We start from the raw sequence: 13,880 nt of genomic DNA on the forward strand, positions 1-13,880 counted from the left end.
TGCGCGCCGGGTTGTCCGCGCACGGCGCTTCACGTCCCTGTGTAAGGGGCTTGGCCTGGCCGCACTGCCTGACGCACGATGGCAGCTAGCCAAAGGTGCCTCATGCGATGCCGTCTGTTTGCCCTTCTGCTGTTCTGCGCAACCGCGGTGTCCGCGGACCCGAACCTGTGGCGCGACGAATGGCCCAAAACCGATTTTTCGGTCACCTCGATCGGTGACTGGTCTGAAGTCCGGTCCGGCGGACCGCCGAAAGACGGCATCCCGGCCATCGACAAGCCCGAGTTTGTCCCAGCTACGGCGGAAACCGGGCTGGGGCTGACCGAGGCCGTGATCACGGTGGAACTGCCCGGTACGCGCCCGCGCGCCTATCCCCTGCGTTACCTGATCTGGCATGAAATCGTGAATGATCGGATCGGTAACCGTCCAGTCGCGGTTACCTATTGTCCACTGTGCAATTCGGGGCTGGTTTTTGATCGGCGTATCCCGGGACGGGTTCTCAGTTTCGGCGTGTCCGGCAAGCTGCGAAATTCGGACATGATCATGTATGACCGCGAAACCGAAAGCTGGTGGCAGCAAGCCACCGGCGAGGCGATTGTGGGCCAGTTTACCGGTGCTCAGTTGACAGCGCTGCCAGCGTGGATGGAAGGGTGGGATCAGTTCCGCAAGCGCAATCCCGACGGTCTGGTGATGGCCGAGCCGAATTTTGCGCGGGACTACGGGCGCAACCCTTATCGAGGGTATGACAGCGCGCGCAGACCGTTCCTGTATGACGGCGCGCTGCCTCCGCATGGTATTCAACCGCTCGAACGGGTGGTGCGTGTCGGAGAGCGGGCCTGGCCTCTGACGCGATTGCGTGCGGCTGGGCGATTGTCAGAAGCAGGCGTTGTCATCGTTTGGTCGGCGGGGCAGGCTTCGGCTCTGGACGCCGGGCGCGTCGACAAGGGACGCGACATAGGATCGATCCGCGTCACGGATGGTGCCGGACGGGATGTCGTGCATGATGTGATGTTCGCGTTTGCCTTCCACGCCTTCTGGCCCGACGGTATCTGGATGACAGGGCGCTGACCCGCGCGCCGCGCGATCAATTCACCTGTCTGGCAACGCTCCGGGTCCAGCCGCTCAGGCCGCGTCGGATGCGGGCCAGAAGACCGTATTCGTTCACGTGCTTTTTGTAGGCTCGGTAGGACGGCGCGCGTGACAGGCAGCGCTCTTCGTGCCAGGCCCGTGCGAAATAGATCAGGTTCACACCCAGGAGGGCCAGACAGTTGGCCAGGCCTGCCCAGAAGTCGACCGCGATGAACGGGATCGAAATCATCCACCAGGTGATGTTCTTGCTGATGTAGGACGGGTGTTTGCTGATGTTGTAGGGAAAGTCGCAGGCCAGCCCGCGATAGGTCAGGTTCGAGAACCGCAGACCCATGCGCGCGGCGGTCAGGCAATAGACCGCCAGGAAGAACAGGATGGTGCCGCCCCACAATCCGTAGAGGACAGGGTAATCCCACAGCCAGACACCCCAGGCGAAGCCATCCTCGACATAGTTGAAATAGCTGCGTGACAGCAGTTGCCAGAACGGGGCATAGCAGATCACGCAGACCAGCCATCCGCTCACCGTCGTCTCGGTCCAGCGAATATGAGAGGTCAGAAGCCGGGTGGCGGTGGCATAGCCGATGGTGACGATTGTCAGGTCCAGAAAGAAGGCAAAGCGGTAGAGATATGCGTAGATCTGCTGAAAGTCCTGCGCGTCCCACAGCGAACGGGTCTGCAGAAAGCTCCAGTCATAAACCAGATAGCAGAACATCAGTGGCAGAAAGAACCCTTTGACGCCCAGCCCAAGAAGGAAGGATTTCAACTCGCGGGCCCCGGTGGATTGGCGACCAAAAGACAAAACCACACGTCCCAGATGCCACATGCCGTCGCGAGGATGCCGCATCGAGAAATGAACCGCCGTGACAACGGAAAGGACAATCGCAAGGATCAGCGGCCAGTAGTCGCCGAACAGCGAAAAGAACGGCTGATACCATTCATCCCGGTAGAGGTCGGCGGTGGAGTAGAACAGCGCAAGCAGCGCAAGACTGGCCGCCAGACCAATAAGTTTGATCCAGAAATCAGCCAGATACGCCGGGTTTTTGAAGTTTTCCGGGTTGTAGACCAAACCGCTGCCCGGCTTGCGATGGATTCTGGCGATGAAAATCTCGGATAGGGCCAGAATGGCAAAGATCGTCAGAGCGAACAGAACAGTCTGATCCCGATCAGAGACCGCGCCGAGGTCTGGCCAGAAATAATGAACCAGCGGAATACTGGCCATCGCAATCCATGCGGTGGATGCGGGAATTGCGGAAGCGGGGCGCCGGAACTTTGGCCAGGAAATCATGATCAGGTCTTTCACAGAGTTCTGCGAATTCTGGCGGTTCGTTCCGGAAATTCAACCACCCTGATCCGACCGGTCGAATTCTTGCCGCGGGTGTGGCCCACGCAACCGTATAACAGAGTCACCTCCCGGCGTAGGCCGGGAGGGGGTTTGCATTAGTAGGACGGGTTTCTATTCGTCCGAGGCCATCATTTTCCAGATCGCGGCTCCCAAAGCGCCACCGATCAGCGGGGCGACCCAGAACAGCCACAGCTGCGCCAAGGCGGGGCCATCGGCAAACAGCGCCACCCCAGTCGAGCGGGCCGGGTTCACCGACGTATTGGTGACCGGGATCGAAATCAGGTGGATCAGTGTCAGCCCAAGACCGATGGCAATGGGCGCGAACCCGGCCGGAGCCTTTTCGGATGTCGCGCCCAGAATGATGATAAGGAAGAAGGCGGTCAAAACGATCTCGATCACCAGCGCCGACATCATCGAATATCCTTCGGGCGAGGCCTCACCATACCCGTTCGAAGCAAAACTGCCAACGCCTTCGAAGCCGGGTGCGCCGCTGACGATCACGTACAGAACGGCTGCGGCCAGTATCGCTCCAAGCACCTGCGCAGCCCAGTAGGGCAGCAGATCCTTGGACGGGAAACGCCCACCGATCATCAGCCCGAGGCTGACGGCGGGGTTGAAGTGACCACCCGATATGTGGCCGACCGCAAAGGCCATGGTCAGGACCGTCAGGCCGAAGGCGAACGACACGCCCAGCCATCCGATGCCCACATCGGCGACCCCGGCAGCCAGCACCGCGCTGCCACAACCGCCGAGAACCAGCCAGAACGTGCCGAAGAATTCGGCCATCAGTTTTGCTCGCATGATAAAACCTCCCAATTTCAACGAGGTGAAGTTTAATTCAAAAAACACCTTTTGTGAAAATGTATCGCGCGTGCAGGGCTTTGCGGTCTTGATAGGGGGACGGATTGTTGCCTGATGGGCATAGAAAAACGCCGCGGACAGTGGCCGCGGCGTTCTTGGAACTCGGTACTCGGAGCGGTTTACTGGCTGACTTCAGCCGCCGGATTGGCTCCGGTTTTGCCGCTGCGTCCCGGGTTCAGCGGATCGTCCTGACGCTGAACCGAGCCTTCGAAATGCGCGCCGCTTTCGATGGCGATGGTCTTGTGGATGATGTCGCCCTCAACCCGGGCGGTCGAGGTCAGACGTACTTTCAAACCCCGTACACGACCCACGATGCGGCCGTTCACAACCACGTCGTCCGCGGTCACTTCGCCTTTGATGGTCGCGGTTTCGCCGATAGTCAGCAGATGCGCGCGGATGTCGCCTTCGACGGTTCCTTCGACCTGGATGTCACCGGTGGTCTTGATGTTGCCGGTGATATGCAGGTCCGACGACAGAACCGATGCCGGCGGCTTGGGCTTGGGCGCGGTGCTTGCGGCCTTCTGTTCGGTCGGGGCAGGGGTCGCCTGAGGCGCCGGGGCTGCCGGCTTGGCCGTTTCGGATGCCTTGGGTGCGGGCTCGTTGATTTTGCTTTTAGAAAACATTGTTCGCAGCCTTGATGAAGTCCATTGGGTTTACAGGTTTTCCGTTCACGCGCACCTCGTAGTGCAGATGCGTTCCGGTCGACCGTCCGGAATTACCCATATCAGCAATGTGATCCCCGCGCGAGACCCTTTGGCCGACCTTCACGCGGATCTTCGAGTTATGGGCATAAAGTGTCTCAACCCCGAAGGCGTGCTTTATCTTGATCAGACGGCCATAGCCGGATTGCCAGCCCGCATGGGTCACGACACCGTCGGCGGTGGCGAAGATATCCGTGCCTGTCGGGGCCGCAAAGTCGGTGCCCTTGTGCATCCGGCGCCCGCCGGTTTTGGGGTCGCGGCGATAACCATATCCGCTGGTGAACCGGAACGCCGATTTGACCGGTGTGGCAAACGGGGCCTTTTCGGCCGCTATGCGATACAGATTCAGCTGGTCCATCTGCTGCAGAAGCTGATTTGCGCGCACCTCATCTGCCGAAAGCTCTTCGCCGCGGGTGCTGAAGGAAATCGGCGTCAGCGGGCCGCCCATGCCGCTGTAGCCGCGCCGCACTTCGTCAAGCATCCGGTCGGTGGGCATTCCGGCCTCGCGGAACATCTTGTCCAGCGGTTCGACCGAGATCACCATGGCTTCTTCCAACTGGCGGAAGATCTCGTCATTGCGTTCCTGCATCAGCAGGATTTCCAGCTCAAGCTCATCGCGCTGGTCCAGTGCCGCCTGTGCATCAGTTGCGATCTGGTCCCGCTGCTGTGCTGTCCGGGTCAGGGCGTCAGCCATGAATTCGATCTGTGCCGGAGCGGCAGAGGCGAACATCGAAACCGATGCGCCATCGGATTTCTCCTGAAGCTCGGCGAGTTGCGCCCGGGCTTCCTCACGTTGCTTCATGGTCGACCGCAGGGTGGTCTGAATGACCTCGATGCCGGTTTCCAGCTCGCGTCGACGGTTTTCGGATTCCAGCAGTTCCGACTGCATCGCCGAGATCTGCTGAAGCGCCGAGTTGAACCGGGCGTGCGCGGCCAGTGCTTCCTGGGCCCGCGCGTCGCGTTCCTGCGACAGGATGTTCAGCCGTTCCTGATAGGTCGCCTGATCGCGTTTGGCCTGTTCACGGAAATTGCCCGACCCGATGCTGTCCATCAGCAGGATCGCCGTGGCGACCGCCGTCCAGCCGACCATGATCGAAACGCCAAGTGCGGCCACGATCTGCGTCTCCGAGCTGAGCCGGATGAAGCGTGTGTCATTGTCGGATTTCAGGAAGACCCGGCGTTCCGGGAAGTGCCGTTCGAGCAGTGAGTGTAGTTTGATTGCCAGACGTGTTCTCACGCGCCTTACCTCTCATCCCCAATGTCGGGACCGGTCGTGAGTGGATCGCCGCCCCTTGGGCCGATTGCTTAAAGGGCCGGTCCCGGTTGGGCAAGTTTGTTAACCGATTGGTCGACAATTACGGTGTTTTCCCGCACGTCATCGGCAGAAAATTGCCGAAAGCGGCACGTTTCCGTCAGCGTTTCCCGTCTCCCGGGGGCGGCAGATCCTCGGTCAAAGGCCAGTAGAAATCGGGCGGCAGGCCGGCTTCGGCCCGCTTTTCCTCGTTGAAGGGCGGCTTGAGCGCGCCATGAAAATAGCGCCGGACCAGTTGATGGAACACGTCCTTGGGGTCGGCATTCTCGCGGCCGCACAGAAAGTGGAACCATTTCGAGCCATAGGCCACATGCCCGACTTCTTCGGCGTAGATCACCTCAAGCGCGGCCACGGCCTGATCGGCCTTTGCCTTGCGGAAGATGTCGATCATGCCCGGTGTCACATCGAGGCCGCGCGCCTCGAGCACCATGGGCACCACCGCCAGCCGGCCCATCAGGTCTTCGGCGGTGTCCTCGGCCGCACGCCACATCCCGGCATGGGCGGGGAGGGCGCCGTAATAACTGCCCATCGCCTCCAAGCAATCGCAGACCATTTCGAAATGGCGCGATTCCTCCTCGGCGCATTTGACCCAGTCGTCGTAGAAGCCAACCGGCATCGGCACATGTCCAAACCGTGCGATGATGTCCCAGTGCAGGTCCACGGCATTCAACTCGATATGGGCCACAGCGTGCAGCAGCGCGATGCGTCCAGCCTCCGAGCCGGGGCGACGGCGCGGCACGTCGCGCGGCGACAGCAGCTCGGGCTTGTCAGGACGCGACGGATGCAACGGTGGCGTGGCTGTTCCGACTTCGATCGCGGGGGTGTCGCCGTTGCGCGCCGCAAACCATTCGGCGGCATAGCGTTTGGAAAGGGCGGTCTTGGACCGCCCATCCGCAGTGGTCAGAACCTCGGTTGCCATCTGGGTCAGGGTTTTGGCCACGGTAATCCTCGGGTTGGATGAAAACTGCCGCCTCTTAGACCGGATGGCCCGCAGCGTCAAAGCGCGCGTACGGCCTCCAGCACCTCATCCACATGGCCGGGAACTTTGACCTTGCGCCACACGCGGGCGATCTTTCCGTCGGCGTCGATCAGGAAGGTCGAGCGCTCGATCCCCATCGACTTCTTGCCATACATGTTTTTTTCGACCCAGACGCCGTAATCCTCGCACACGGTCGAACCTTCGTCGGACAGCAGCGGAGTGGTCAGCCCGTGCTTGGCGACGAACTTGTCGTGCTTGGCGACACTGTCGCGAGAGATGCCGAAAACCTGTGCACCGGCGTCGGCAAAGGATTGAAGCTGCTCCGAGAAACCGATGGATTCCTTGGTGCAGCCCGGCGTATCATCGCGGGGATAAAAGAACAGAACAACGGGACGACCGCGCAGGTCCGACAGGGTAACCGTGCCGCCGCCATCGCGGGGCAAGGTGAAATCGGTGGCGATGTCTGCAACGTCAGGCATTTTGAACTCCGGTCAGGATTTGTAGGTGATGCCGCGTATCATAGGGCGGCTCGGGCAGGTTGAAAGACGTGGACGGCAAATTGGCGCAAGACGAACAGGACGAGGCTGAGAAGGGCGGGAAACCGCCGCGCCGCCGATCCCGTCGGCGGACAGCCGGGCTGTGGGCCTTGCGCGGGGTGTTCCTGCTGGTGTTTCTGGCCGTCCTGTCCGGGGTCATGGTGTTCGGCCATCGGATCCATGCGCCGGAATGGCTGCGCGACCGGGTCGAAACGCGGCTGGAAAACGTATTGGGCGGTTTGCAGATCCGGTTCGGCGATGTGAGCTTTATCATCAATCAGGAATGGCGCCCGCGTCTGCGGCTCAGCGATGTTTCGATCAGCGACGCCGAGGGGCGCCAGATCGCTCAGGTCTCAAGCATGCAGGCCAGCCTGGCGATGCGTCCGCTGCTGCGCGGCCATGTCCGGCCCAAGCGGATCACACTCAACGGAGCGCAGATCGCACTGACCCGAGCCGAGGACGGATCGCTCTCGCTGACCGTCGGTTCCGGCAGCGCGCCCGTGCAGAATGCGCCAACCTTGGCCGAATTGATCGAACAGTCCGATCAGGTGTTCCTGTCACCGGTCCTGTCGTCTCTGACCTCGGTCGAGCTTGACGCCATTACGCTGGATTACCGCGACTTGCGCCTTGGGCGGTCCTGGGTTCTGGACGGCGGGCATATTCTGGCGACGCGGAGCGAAGGCGCCCTGCGCCTGGCGACCGGGTTTTCGGTGCTGGCGGGCCGTGACTATGTCAGCATGATCGAAGCGAACTACACCAGCACGCTCGGCTCACCCGAGGCGCAGTTCGGGATTTCGATCACCGATCTTCCGGCGACCGACGTGGCGGCGCAAACCCCGGCACTGGCCTGGTTGCAGGTATTGGACACGCCGATCTCGGGCGCATTGCGCGGCAGTATCGACGGGGCCGGCGCGCTCGGGCCGGTATTTGCAACCTTGAACCTTGGGGCCGGGGCCGTTCAGCCCAACCCCGAGACCCGACCGGTTCCGTTCGACTCGGCCCGCACGTATTTCACCTATGACCCGGCGCAGCAGGTTCTGGATTTCAACGAGGTTTCCGTGGTGTCGGGCTGGGGCAGCGTACAGGGCGAGGGCAAAGCCTATCTGAAGGGTGTAGAGGCCGGCGCGCTGGAAAGCATGGCGGTGCAGTTCCGTCTGAACGGTATCCGGGTGAACCCAGCCGACCTGTTCGTTGATGCGCTAGAGGTCAAGCAGGCCGATCTGGACTTTCAAGTGCGCCTGAACCCCTTCCGGCTGCAGCTGGGGCAGGTCGTGGTCGAGGATGGCGAAGACCTATTGCGCGCTTCGGGCGAGCTTGTGGGCCTGCCGGAGGGGTGGAGCGTGGATCTGAACGCGCGGCTGGGGCACATGGCATCGGACAAGCTGCTGCATTACTGGCCGCCCCGATTGGCTCCGAAGCCGCGCAAATGGGTTACCGAGAACCTGTACGAAGGCAATCTGTCGGACATGGACTTCGTTCTGAGGCTGCGGCCCGGAGACTCCAAGCCCGAACTGTATCTTGATTTCGATTTCGATGATGCGCTGGTTCGGTTTGCCAAGACCTTGCCGCCGATCCAAGGCGGGCGTGGGCAGGCCACGCTGATTGGCCGTCGATTCACGGTGACCGCCCGCAAGGGCGTGGTGATCGCCGATGACGGTGGCGCGGTTGATGCCTCTGGGACGTCGTTCATCATCCCGGATACAGACATCAAAAAGAATACACCGGGCATTGTGCGTGTTCAGGCCAGTGGCAGTGTGACCTCGGCCTTGTCGTTGCTTGACCGGGCGCCGCTGCAATTGCTGACCAAGGCAAACCTTCCGGTTGATCTGGCTTCGGGCAGCGTGCGACTGGGCGGCACTCTGTCTCTGCCCTTGATCAAGGGGTTGAAATTCGAGGACACGCAATTTCACTTTCTGGGAGAATTGATTGATCTGGATACGGAAAAACTGGTTCCGGGCTTCCGCATCAGCGCCGCCAAACTGCGCCTGAGCGGGGATCAGACCCAGGTGGCCATAGACGGAGACGGTCTGTTCGGTGAGGTGCCGATACAGGCGACTTGGCGACAACCGATCGGCGGCAAGACAGCACAACGCAGCACACTCAGTGGGCAGATCGAACTGTCCCCGCGGTTGATGGATGAACTGAAGGCCGGATTGCCGTCCGGTATGCTGACCGGGCAAGGCGTGGCTGAGATCAGTCTTGGAATTGGAGGGGGAGAGCCGACAAAGCTGACCGCGACCTCTGATCTGGTCGGCGTCGGAATGGCAATTCCCGAACTGGGGTGGCAAAAATCCGCAGCCACTGCCGGGACGTTGGCCACCGAGGCGACGCTGGGCGATCAACTGCGAGTGGACAGCCTGCGGATTGATGCCGCCGGATTGCGCGCGGTGGCCTCGATCTCGATCGCAAATGGCGCTTTGGATCGGGTTCAGTTCAGTTCTTTTGAACTGGGCGATTGGTTGGCTGTTCCGGCCGAGTTGATCGGCCGTGGTGCCGCGGCGCCGGATATCCGCGTTTTGGGCGGCGTTCTCAACCTGGGCAAAGCGACGTTCGGCAGCGGCAGCGGCGGCGGCGCGTCATCGGGTCGAGGTCCGAACCTTGACGTGGCGCTGGACCGGCTGCAGGTGACCGAGGAAGTGGCCCTGACCGGTTTGAAGGGCAATTTCGAAACGACCGGAGGGTTGAAAGGTGGATTTTCCGCTCAGGTCAACGGAGGCGCCCCGGTCCAGGGGCAGGTTGTGCCCAGCGGATCGCGCAGTGCGGTCAGCCTGCAATCCGTGGACGCCGGTGCGGTACTGCGGTCTGCCGGTTTGTTGACCCAGGCCAGAGGAGGAAAGCTGCAACTCCGGTTGAATCCGGTGGCTGGCCCGGGCAACTACGATCTGACCCTGAAAATCACGGACACGCGGATCCAGGATGCTCCGGCCATGGCGGCGTTGCTGAATGCCATCAGTCTGGTCGGTCTACTGACCGAGATGGCCGGGCAGGGGATCTACTTCTCATCAATCGACAGCGAGATGCGGATCACGCCGACCGAGGTCAAGATTCTCAGCGGCAGTGCGGTTGGACCGTCGATGGGGCTGTCCTTCGACGGGACGGTGGATACCGAACGAAAGTTCCTGAACCTGCGCGGCGCGATCTCTCCGATCTATATGGTGAACGCGATTGGCAGCGTCCTGACAAAGAAGGGCGAGGGCGTTTTCGCGTTCAACTATACGCTGGTGGGCCCGATCTCGGCCCCGCAAGTGTCCGTGAACCCGCTGTCCGGTCTGGCGCCACTGTTTTTGCGCAACTTGCTACGAGAACCTGCCCCAACCGTTTCCGACGGCCCAAATGCAACGCCTGTCGCACCGGAAGGACCGAGCCCTTCGGTGGGAAGCCGGGGCGAGGACCGCTGACGCAGAGTGTGGCCGAATCTGTTCGGGCGATGTATGGCGCGGCCATGAAGCTGAGTGATTTCGATTTCTACCTGCCTGATGACCTGATTGCCACGCGGCCCGCCAGTCCGCGGTCTTCGGCGCGCCTGCTGGTGGCACAGGGTGACGCGATCTCGGATGATCGGGTGTTCAACCTGCCCGACTGGCTTAGCCCCGGTGATCGGCTGGTGCTTAACGACACGCGCGTCATCCCGGCCCGGCTGAGCGGCCGGCGTCATCGCGACAGCGCCCAGGGTCCGGTCTCGGCCGCGATCGAGGCCACCTTGCTGGAGCCCCGCGCCGACGGGACCTGGGGTGCATTGCTGAAACCGCTCAAGAAGATCCGGGTGGGCGAAGAAATTGTGTTCTCCGACGACCTCAGCGCGGTTCTGGAAGGGGTCGCTGACGGCCAGGCCCATCTGCGCTTCAATCTGAAGGGCGATGATTTCGACCAGGCGCTCGAGCAGGCCGGAGCAATGCCTTTGCCCCCCTACATCGCGGCCAAACGGCCCGCGGACGAGCGTGACAAGACTGATTATCAGACCGTTTGGGCGCGGCAGGCCGGGGCTGTGGCGGCACCGACCGCCTCTCTGCACTTTGACGAGCCATTGTTGCAGGCCCTTGCGGATCGGGGAGTCGAGTTCACCCATGTTACCCTGCACGTCGGGGCCGGAACGTTCCTGCCGGTCAAGGTCGAGGATGTGACGACCCACAAGATGCACGCCGAATGGGGACAGGTCAGCCCGCAGGCCGCAGCCGAGATTCAGGCGACCAAAGCCTCGGGTGGTCGCGTCATCCCGGTCGGCACCACCGCCTTGCGACTGATCGAAAGTGCCGCGCGCGATGGATCGATCCAGCCTTGGGAGGGGGAGACCGACATCTTCATCTACCCCGGCTTCCAGTTTCAGGTCACCGACGCGCTGATGACCAATTTCCATCTGCCGAAATCGACGCTTCTGATGCTGGTTTCGGCGCTGATGGGACCGGACAGGATGCTGCGGGTCTATGATCATGCGATCAAAAGTGGCTATCGCTTCTTTTCTTATGGTGACGCGTCGCTTTTGATCCCTTAGAGGGCGGGATCGCGGGATCGAATCTGGTCAATGTCGTAGACAAGCGCGACCGGGACATCGTTTGATCCTTTAACGAAAGCCATTGTTCAGCGGATTTGGAGTGCAAACATGCTTCAGGTACTTGCCAGCGCGTGGGCGCTTCTACTCGGAATGGGTCTGCTGATGATCGGCAACGGCCTGCAGGGCACCTTGTTGGGTGTCCGGGGCGAGATCGAAGGGTTTTCGACCCTGCAGATGTCGTTTGTCATGTCCGCGTATTTCCTGGGCTTTCTGGGCGGATCCCGACTTGCACCCGAGATGATACGGCGGGTCGGGCACGTGCGGGTCTTCGCGGCGCTGGCGTCATTCATTTCTGCCGTGATGATCAGCTATCCGATGCTGACCGATCCGATCGCGTGGTCGCTGGGCCGTGTTGTCATCGGATTCTGCTTTTCCGGCGTGTACGTGACCGCCGAAAGCTGGCTGAACAACGCTGCGAGCAACGAAAACCGTGGCCAGGCATTGTCGCTATACATGATCGTCCAGATGATCGGCATTGTCAGCGCGCAGGCACTGATGCTTGCAGGGGACCCGGCCGGGTACGAAACCTTTGTGATTGCCTCGATCCTGGTTTCCGTTTCCTTTGCTCCGATCCTGTTGTCGATTTCTCCGACCCCGGCTTTTGATACGACCAAGCCGATGACGCTCAGGCAGCTGATGGACACGTCGCCCTTGGGCTGTGTCGGCATGTTTCTGTTGGGTGGCATCTTCTCGGCTCAGTTCGGCATGGCCGCGGTTTATGGCGCGCGGGCAGGGCTGACACTGGTCGAGATTTCAACCTTCGTGGCGTCATTCTACATCGGCGCGTTGGTTCTGCAGTATCCGTTGGGCTGGTTTTCGGACCGTATGGACCGGCGCCTGTTGATCCTGCTGGTGTCGGTCGTGGGCGGCATCAGTGCGGCGGTGGGCATGGTTTTCGGGGTCGACTTCCCGGTTTTGCTGGCTGCGGCCTTTGTCATCGGCGGCATGTCCAATCCACTGTATTCCCTGCTGATCGCCTACACCAACGACTACCTCGAACACGAAGATATGGCAGCCGCGTCCGGCGGGCTGATTTTCATCAACGGGCTCGGCGCAATTGCCGGCCCGCTGATCACCGGTTGGTTGATGGGGGATGCCGTGTTCGGGCCGTCCGGCTTCTTCCTGTTCATTGCCGCACTACTGTTTGCCATGGCGGTCTATGCGGTCTACCGGATGACCCAGCGGGCCTCGGTGCCCGTGGACGAGACCGGCACCATGTCGCCGCTGTACCCAACGGCATCGCCGGTCGCACTGGAAGTTGCTCAGGAAGTCGCGATCGAAGCAGCGCAGGACGAAGAGGAAGAACACCAACCTGCCTGACCGCCGGATTTATGTCGTCAATGTTGCAATATGTTACTGTAACAAGTCTGTAAAACCGACTTATATGACGTTACGTCCCTCGGGGGGGAACAGACGGAGTCAAGGGCAATGGTTGGTCCTGAAGAAGTACTGAGTTTCTGGTTGGATGAAGTAGGCCCCGAGGGGTGGTACCGCGAAGATGAAGCGCTGGATGCGCAGATACGGGACCGCTTCCTTGAGACATGGCAAGCCGCGTGCGAGGGTAAGTTCTCTCTGTGGTTGACATATCCCAGCGGATCGCTGGCCTACATCATCCTCATGGACCAGTTTCCGCGCAACATGTTCCGAGGCAGCGGCAAAGCCTTCTCATCCGACAAGGCGGCACTGGCAGCAGCGAAATGTGCCGTCGACAAGGAATGGGATCTGAAGATCGACGAGCCAGCCCGACAGTTCTTCTACCTGCCGATGATGCACTCAGAGAACCTGTGCGATCAGGAGCGCTGTGTGCGCCTGATGTGCCAGCGCATGCCGGAACATGGTGCAAGCAATCTGCTGCATGCCCGCGCCCATCGTGAGGTGATCCGCAAGTTTGGGCGTTTCCCATACCGCAACGCGGCGCTTGCCCGTGAGACCACGGCACCCGAAGCCGCATATGTCAGCGGCGGCGGATACGGCACAACGGTGCGTGAGTTGCAGGCGGCGGGTTAAGCCGCCTCTCCACATCCGCGCAATTCGATCAGCCTGGCCGTTGTGGCATCGACGGCCGTGGTGATTGCGTAATCAATCAGTAGCTGAGGGTTTTCGACCAGTTCGTTGAGGCGGGCCTGCGTGGTTTCCAGCTTGGCCTGGACCTCGTCCAATCGCACCAGCGCCTGCTGAAGCTTCTGCTTCAACTCCGGCTCATCATCTCCCAGGATGCGAATACCGGACAGATCAGCGCGCAGACTTGCAAGATCCTCTCGGACGCCCTGCGCCTGTTCACGCAGCGGCTGAACGATTTGCAGGCTTTCTCTGAAGTTGTCCTGAATATTCTCGACGCTTCGCGCCAGCTTCCAACCAAGGAACAGACACAGAGCCACAAGGATCAGTGTGGCGTTCAAAAGGGCAAGCAACAAATCTTTGAGAGTCTTGGCCATGATTGGTTTCCCTAAAATCTGCAGATCCGAAATTCGAACATGGTTGCAGGTCTTTTCTAGCCTTCAAGGGACGCGGGGT

Annotated in this window: 12 protein-coding genes; 5 read left to right on the forward strand and 7 right to left on the reverse strand. The window is 61.0% G+C overall.

Annotated features, from left to right (window positions below; translation table 11 throughout):
- Positions 1-102: 102 nt before the first annotated feature.
- Positions 103-1,065 carry a DUF3179 domain-containing protein gene (locus ACR0FC_RS03130; RefSeq protein WP_170338116.1) on the forward strand — a complete coding sequence of 321 codons (963 nt, stop codon included), beginning with the start codon at positions 103-105 and terminating at the stop codon, positions 1,063-1,065.
- A 16-nt stretch (positions 1,066-1,081) separates the two neighbouring features.
- On the opposite strand, the gene ACR0FC_RS03135 is transcribed toward ACR0FC_RS03130, so the two are convergent.
- The 6 genes from ACR0FC_RS03135 to ACR0FC_RS03160 form a co-directional block, all read right to left on the reverse strand.
- A complete protein-coding gene (locus ACR0FC_RS03135) occupies positions 1,082-2,305 on the reverse strand; it encodes an isoprenylcysteine carboxyl methyltransferase (protein ID WP_170338118.1) in 1,224 nt (407 codons plus the stop codon).
- A 234-nt stretch (positions 2,306-2,539) separates the two neighbouring features.
- Entirely contained in the window at positions 2,540-3,229 is a 690-nt protein-coding gene (gene aqpZ, locus ACR0FC_RS03140) for an aquaporin Z (protein ID WP_170338120.1), read from the reverse strand.
- Positions 3,230-3,408: 179 nt separating this feature from the next.
- Positions 3,409-3,912, reverse strand: coding sequence for a bactofilin family protein (locus ACR0FC_RS03145; protein WP_170338122.1), 504 nt, complete (start codon positions 3,910-3,912; stop codon positions 3,409-3,411).
- Positions 3,902-5,227, reverse strand: coding sequence for a DUF5930 domain-containing protein (locus ACR0FC_RS03150; protein WP_170338124.1), 1,326 nt, complete (start codon positions 5,225-5,227; stop codon positions 3,902-3,904). Before ACR0FC_RS03150 ends, ACR0FC_RS03145 begins: the two co-directional genes overlap by 11 nt.
- 175 nt (positions 5,228-5,402) lie before the next feature.
- Positions 5,403-6,221: a ferritin-like domain-containing protein gene (locus ACR0FC_RS03155; RefSeq protein WP_170339424.1), complete on the reverse strand. Its 819-nt coding sequence runs from the start codon at positions 6,219-6,221 to the stop codon at positions 5,403-5,405.
- A gap of 77 nt (positions 6,222-6,298) precedes the next feature.
- On the reverse strand, positions 6,299-6,760 hold the full coding sequence (locus tag ACR0FC_RS03160; protein ID WP_170338126.1) for a peroxiredoxin: 462 nt from the start codon (positions 6,758-6,760) through the stop codon (positions 6,299-6,301).
- Positions 6,761-6,828: 68 nt separating this feature from the next.
- On the opposite strand from ACR0FC_RS03160, the gene ACR0FC_RS03165 reads away from it, so the two are divergent.
- The 4 genes from ACR0FC_RS03165 to ACR0FC_RS03180 all read left to right on the forward strand — a co-directional run bounded on the left by ACR0FC_RS03165 (position 6,829) and on the right by ACR0FC_RS03180 (position 13,373).
- Positions 6,829-10,215: a YhdP family protein gene (locus tag ACR0FC_RS03165; protein WP_367646636.1), complete on the forward strand. Its 3,387-nt coding sequence runs from the start codon at positions 6,829-6,831 to the stop codon at positions 10,213-10,215.
- A 44-nt stretch (positions 10,216-10,259) separates the two neighbouring features.
- Entirely contained in the window at positions 10,260-11,306 is a 1,047-nt protein-coding gene (gene queA, locus ACR0FC_RS03170) for a tRNA preQ1(34) S-adenosylmethionine ribosyltransferase-isomerase QueA (RefSeq protein ID WP_170339427.1), read from the forward strand.
- 108 nt (positions 11,307-11,414) lie between these two features.
- Positions 11,415-12,686 (forward strand): MFS transporter, encoded by a 1,272-nt coding sequence (locus ACR0FC_RS03175; RefSeq protein WP_170338130.1) that lies wholly within the window; start codon positions 11,415-11,417, stop codon positions 12,684-12,686.
- 108 nt (positions 12,687-12,794) lie between these two features.
- Positions 12,795-13,373 carry a DUF924 family protein gene (locus tag ACR0FC_RS03180; RefSeq protein ID WP_170338132.1) on the forward strand — a complete coding sequence of 193 codons (579 nt, stop codon included), beginning with the start codon at positions 12,795-12,797 and terminating at the stop codon, positions 13,371-13,373.
- Here the strand turns inward: ACR0FC_RS03180 and ACR0FC_RS03185 are convergent.
- Entirely contained in the window at positions 13,370-13,801 is a 432-nt protein-coding gene (locus ACR0FC_RS03185; protein WP_170338134.1) for a hypothetical protein, read from the reverse strand. The genes ACR0FC_RS03180 and ACR0FC_RS03185 overlap by 4 nt on opposite strands.
- Between the last annotated feature and the right edge of the window lie 79 nt (positions 13,802-13,880).

It is taken from the genome of Ruegeria sp. BB9 (assembly GCF_056539345.1).

What these genes read in the sequence shown, in the direction of transcription:
- ACR0FC_RS03175 (WP_170338130.1), top strand. Translation starts at nt 11,415, where the DNA reads ATGCTTCAGGTACTTGCCAGCGCGTGGGCGCTTCTACTCGGAATGGGT.
- ACR0FC_RS03185 (WP_170338134.1), bottom strand. Translation starts at nt 13,801, where the DNA reads ATGGCCAAGACTCTCAAAGATTTGTTGCTTGCCCTTTTGAACGCCACA.
- queA (WP_170339427.1), top strand. Translation starts at nt 10,260, where the DNA reads ATGAAGCTGAGTGATTTCGATTTCTACCTGCCTGATGACCTGATTGCC.
- ACR0FC_RS03160 (WP_170338126.1), bottom strand. Translation starts at nt 6,760, where the DNA reads ATGCCTGACGTTGCAGACATCGCCACCGATTTCACCTTGCCCCGCGAT.
- ACR0FC_RS03135 (WP_170338118.1), bottom strand. Translation starts at nt 2,305, where the DNA reads ATGGCCAGTATTCCGCTGGTTCATTATTTCTGGCCAGACCTCGGCGCG.
- aqpZ (WP_170338120.1), bottom strand. Translation starts at nt 3,229, where the DNA reads ATGCGAGCAAAACTGATGGCCGAATTCTTCGGCACGTTCTGGCTGGTT.
- ACR0FC_RS03130 (WP_170338116.1), top strand. Translation starts at nt 103, where the DNA reads ATGCGATGCCGTCTGTTTGCCCTTCTGCTGTTCTGCGCAACCGCGGTG.
- ACR0FC_RS03145 (WP_170338122.1), bottom strand. Translation starts at nt 3,912, where the DNA reads ATGTTTTCTAAAAGCAAAATCAACGAGCCCGCACCCAAGGCATCCGAA.
- ACR0FC_RS03155 (WP_170339424.1), bottom strand. Translation starts at nt 6,221, where the DNA reads ATGGCAACCGAGGTTCTGACCACTGCGGATGGGCGGTCCAAGACCGCC.
- ACR0FC_RS03180 (WP_170338132.1), top strand. Translation starts at nt 12,795, where the DNA reads ATGGTTGGTCCTGAAGAAGTACTGAGTTTCTGGTTGGATGAAGTAGGC.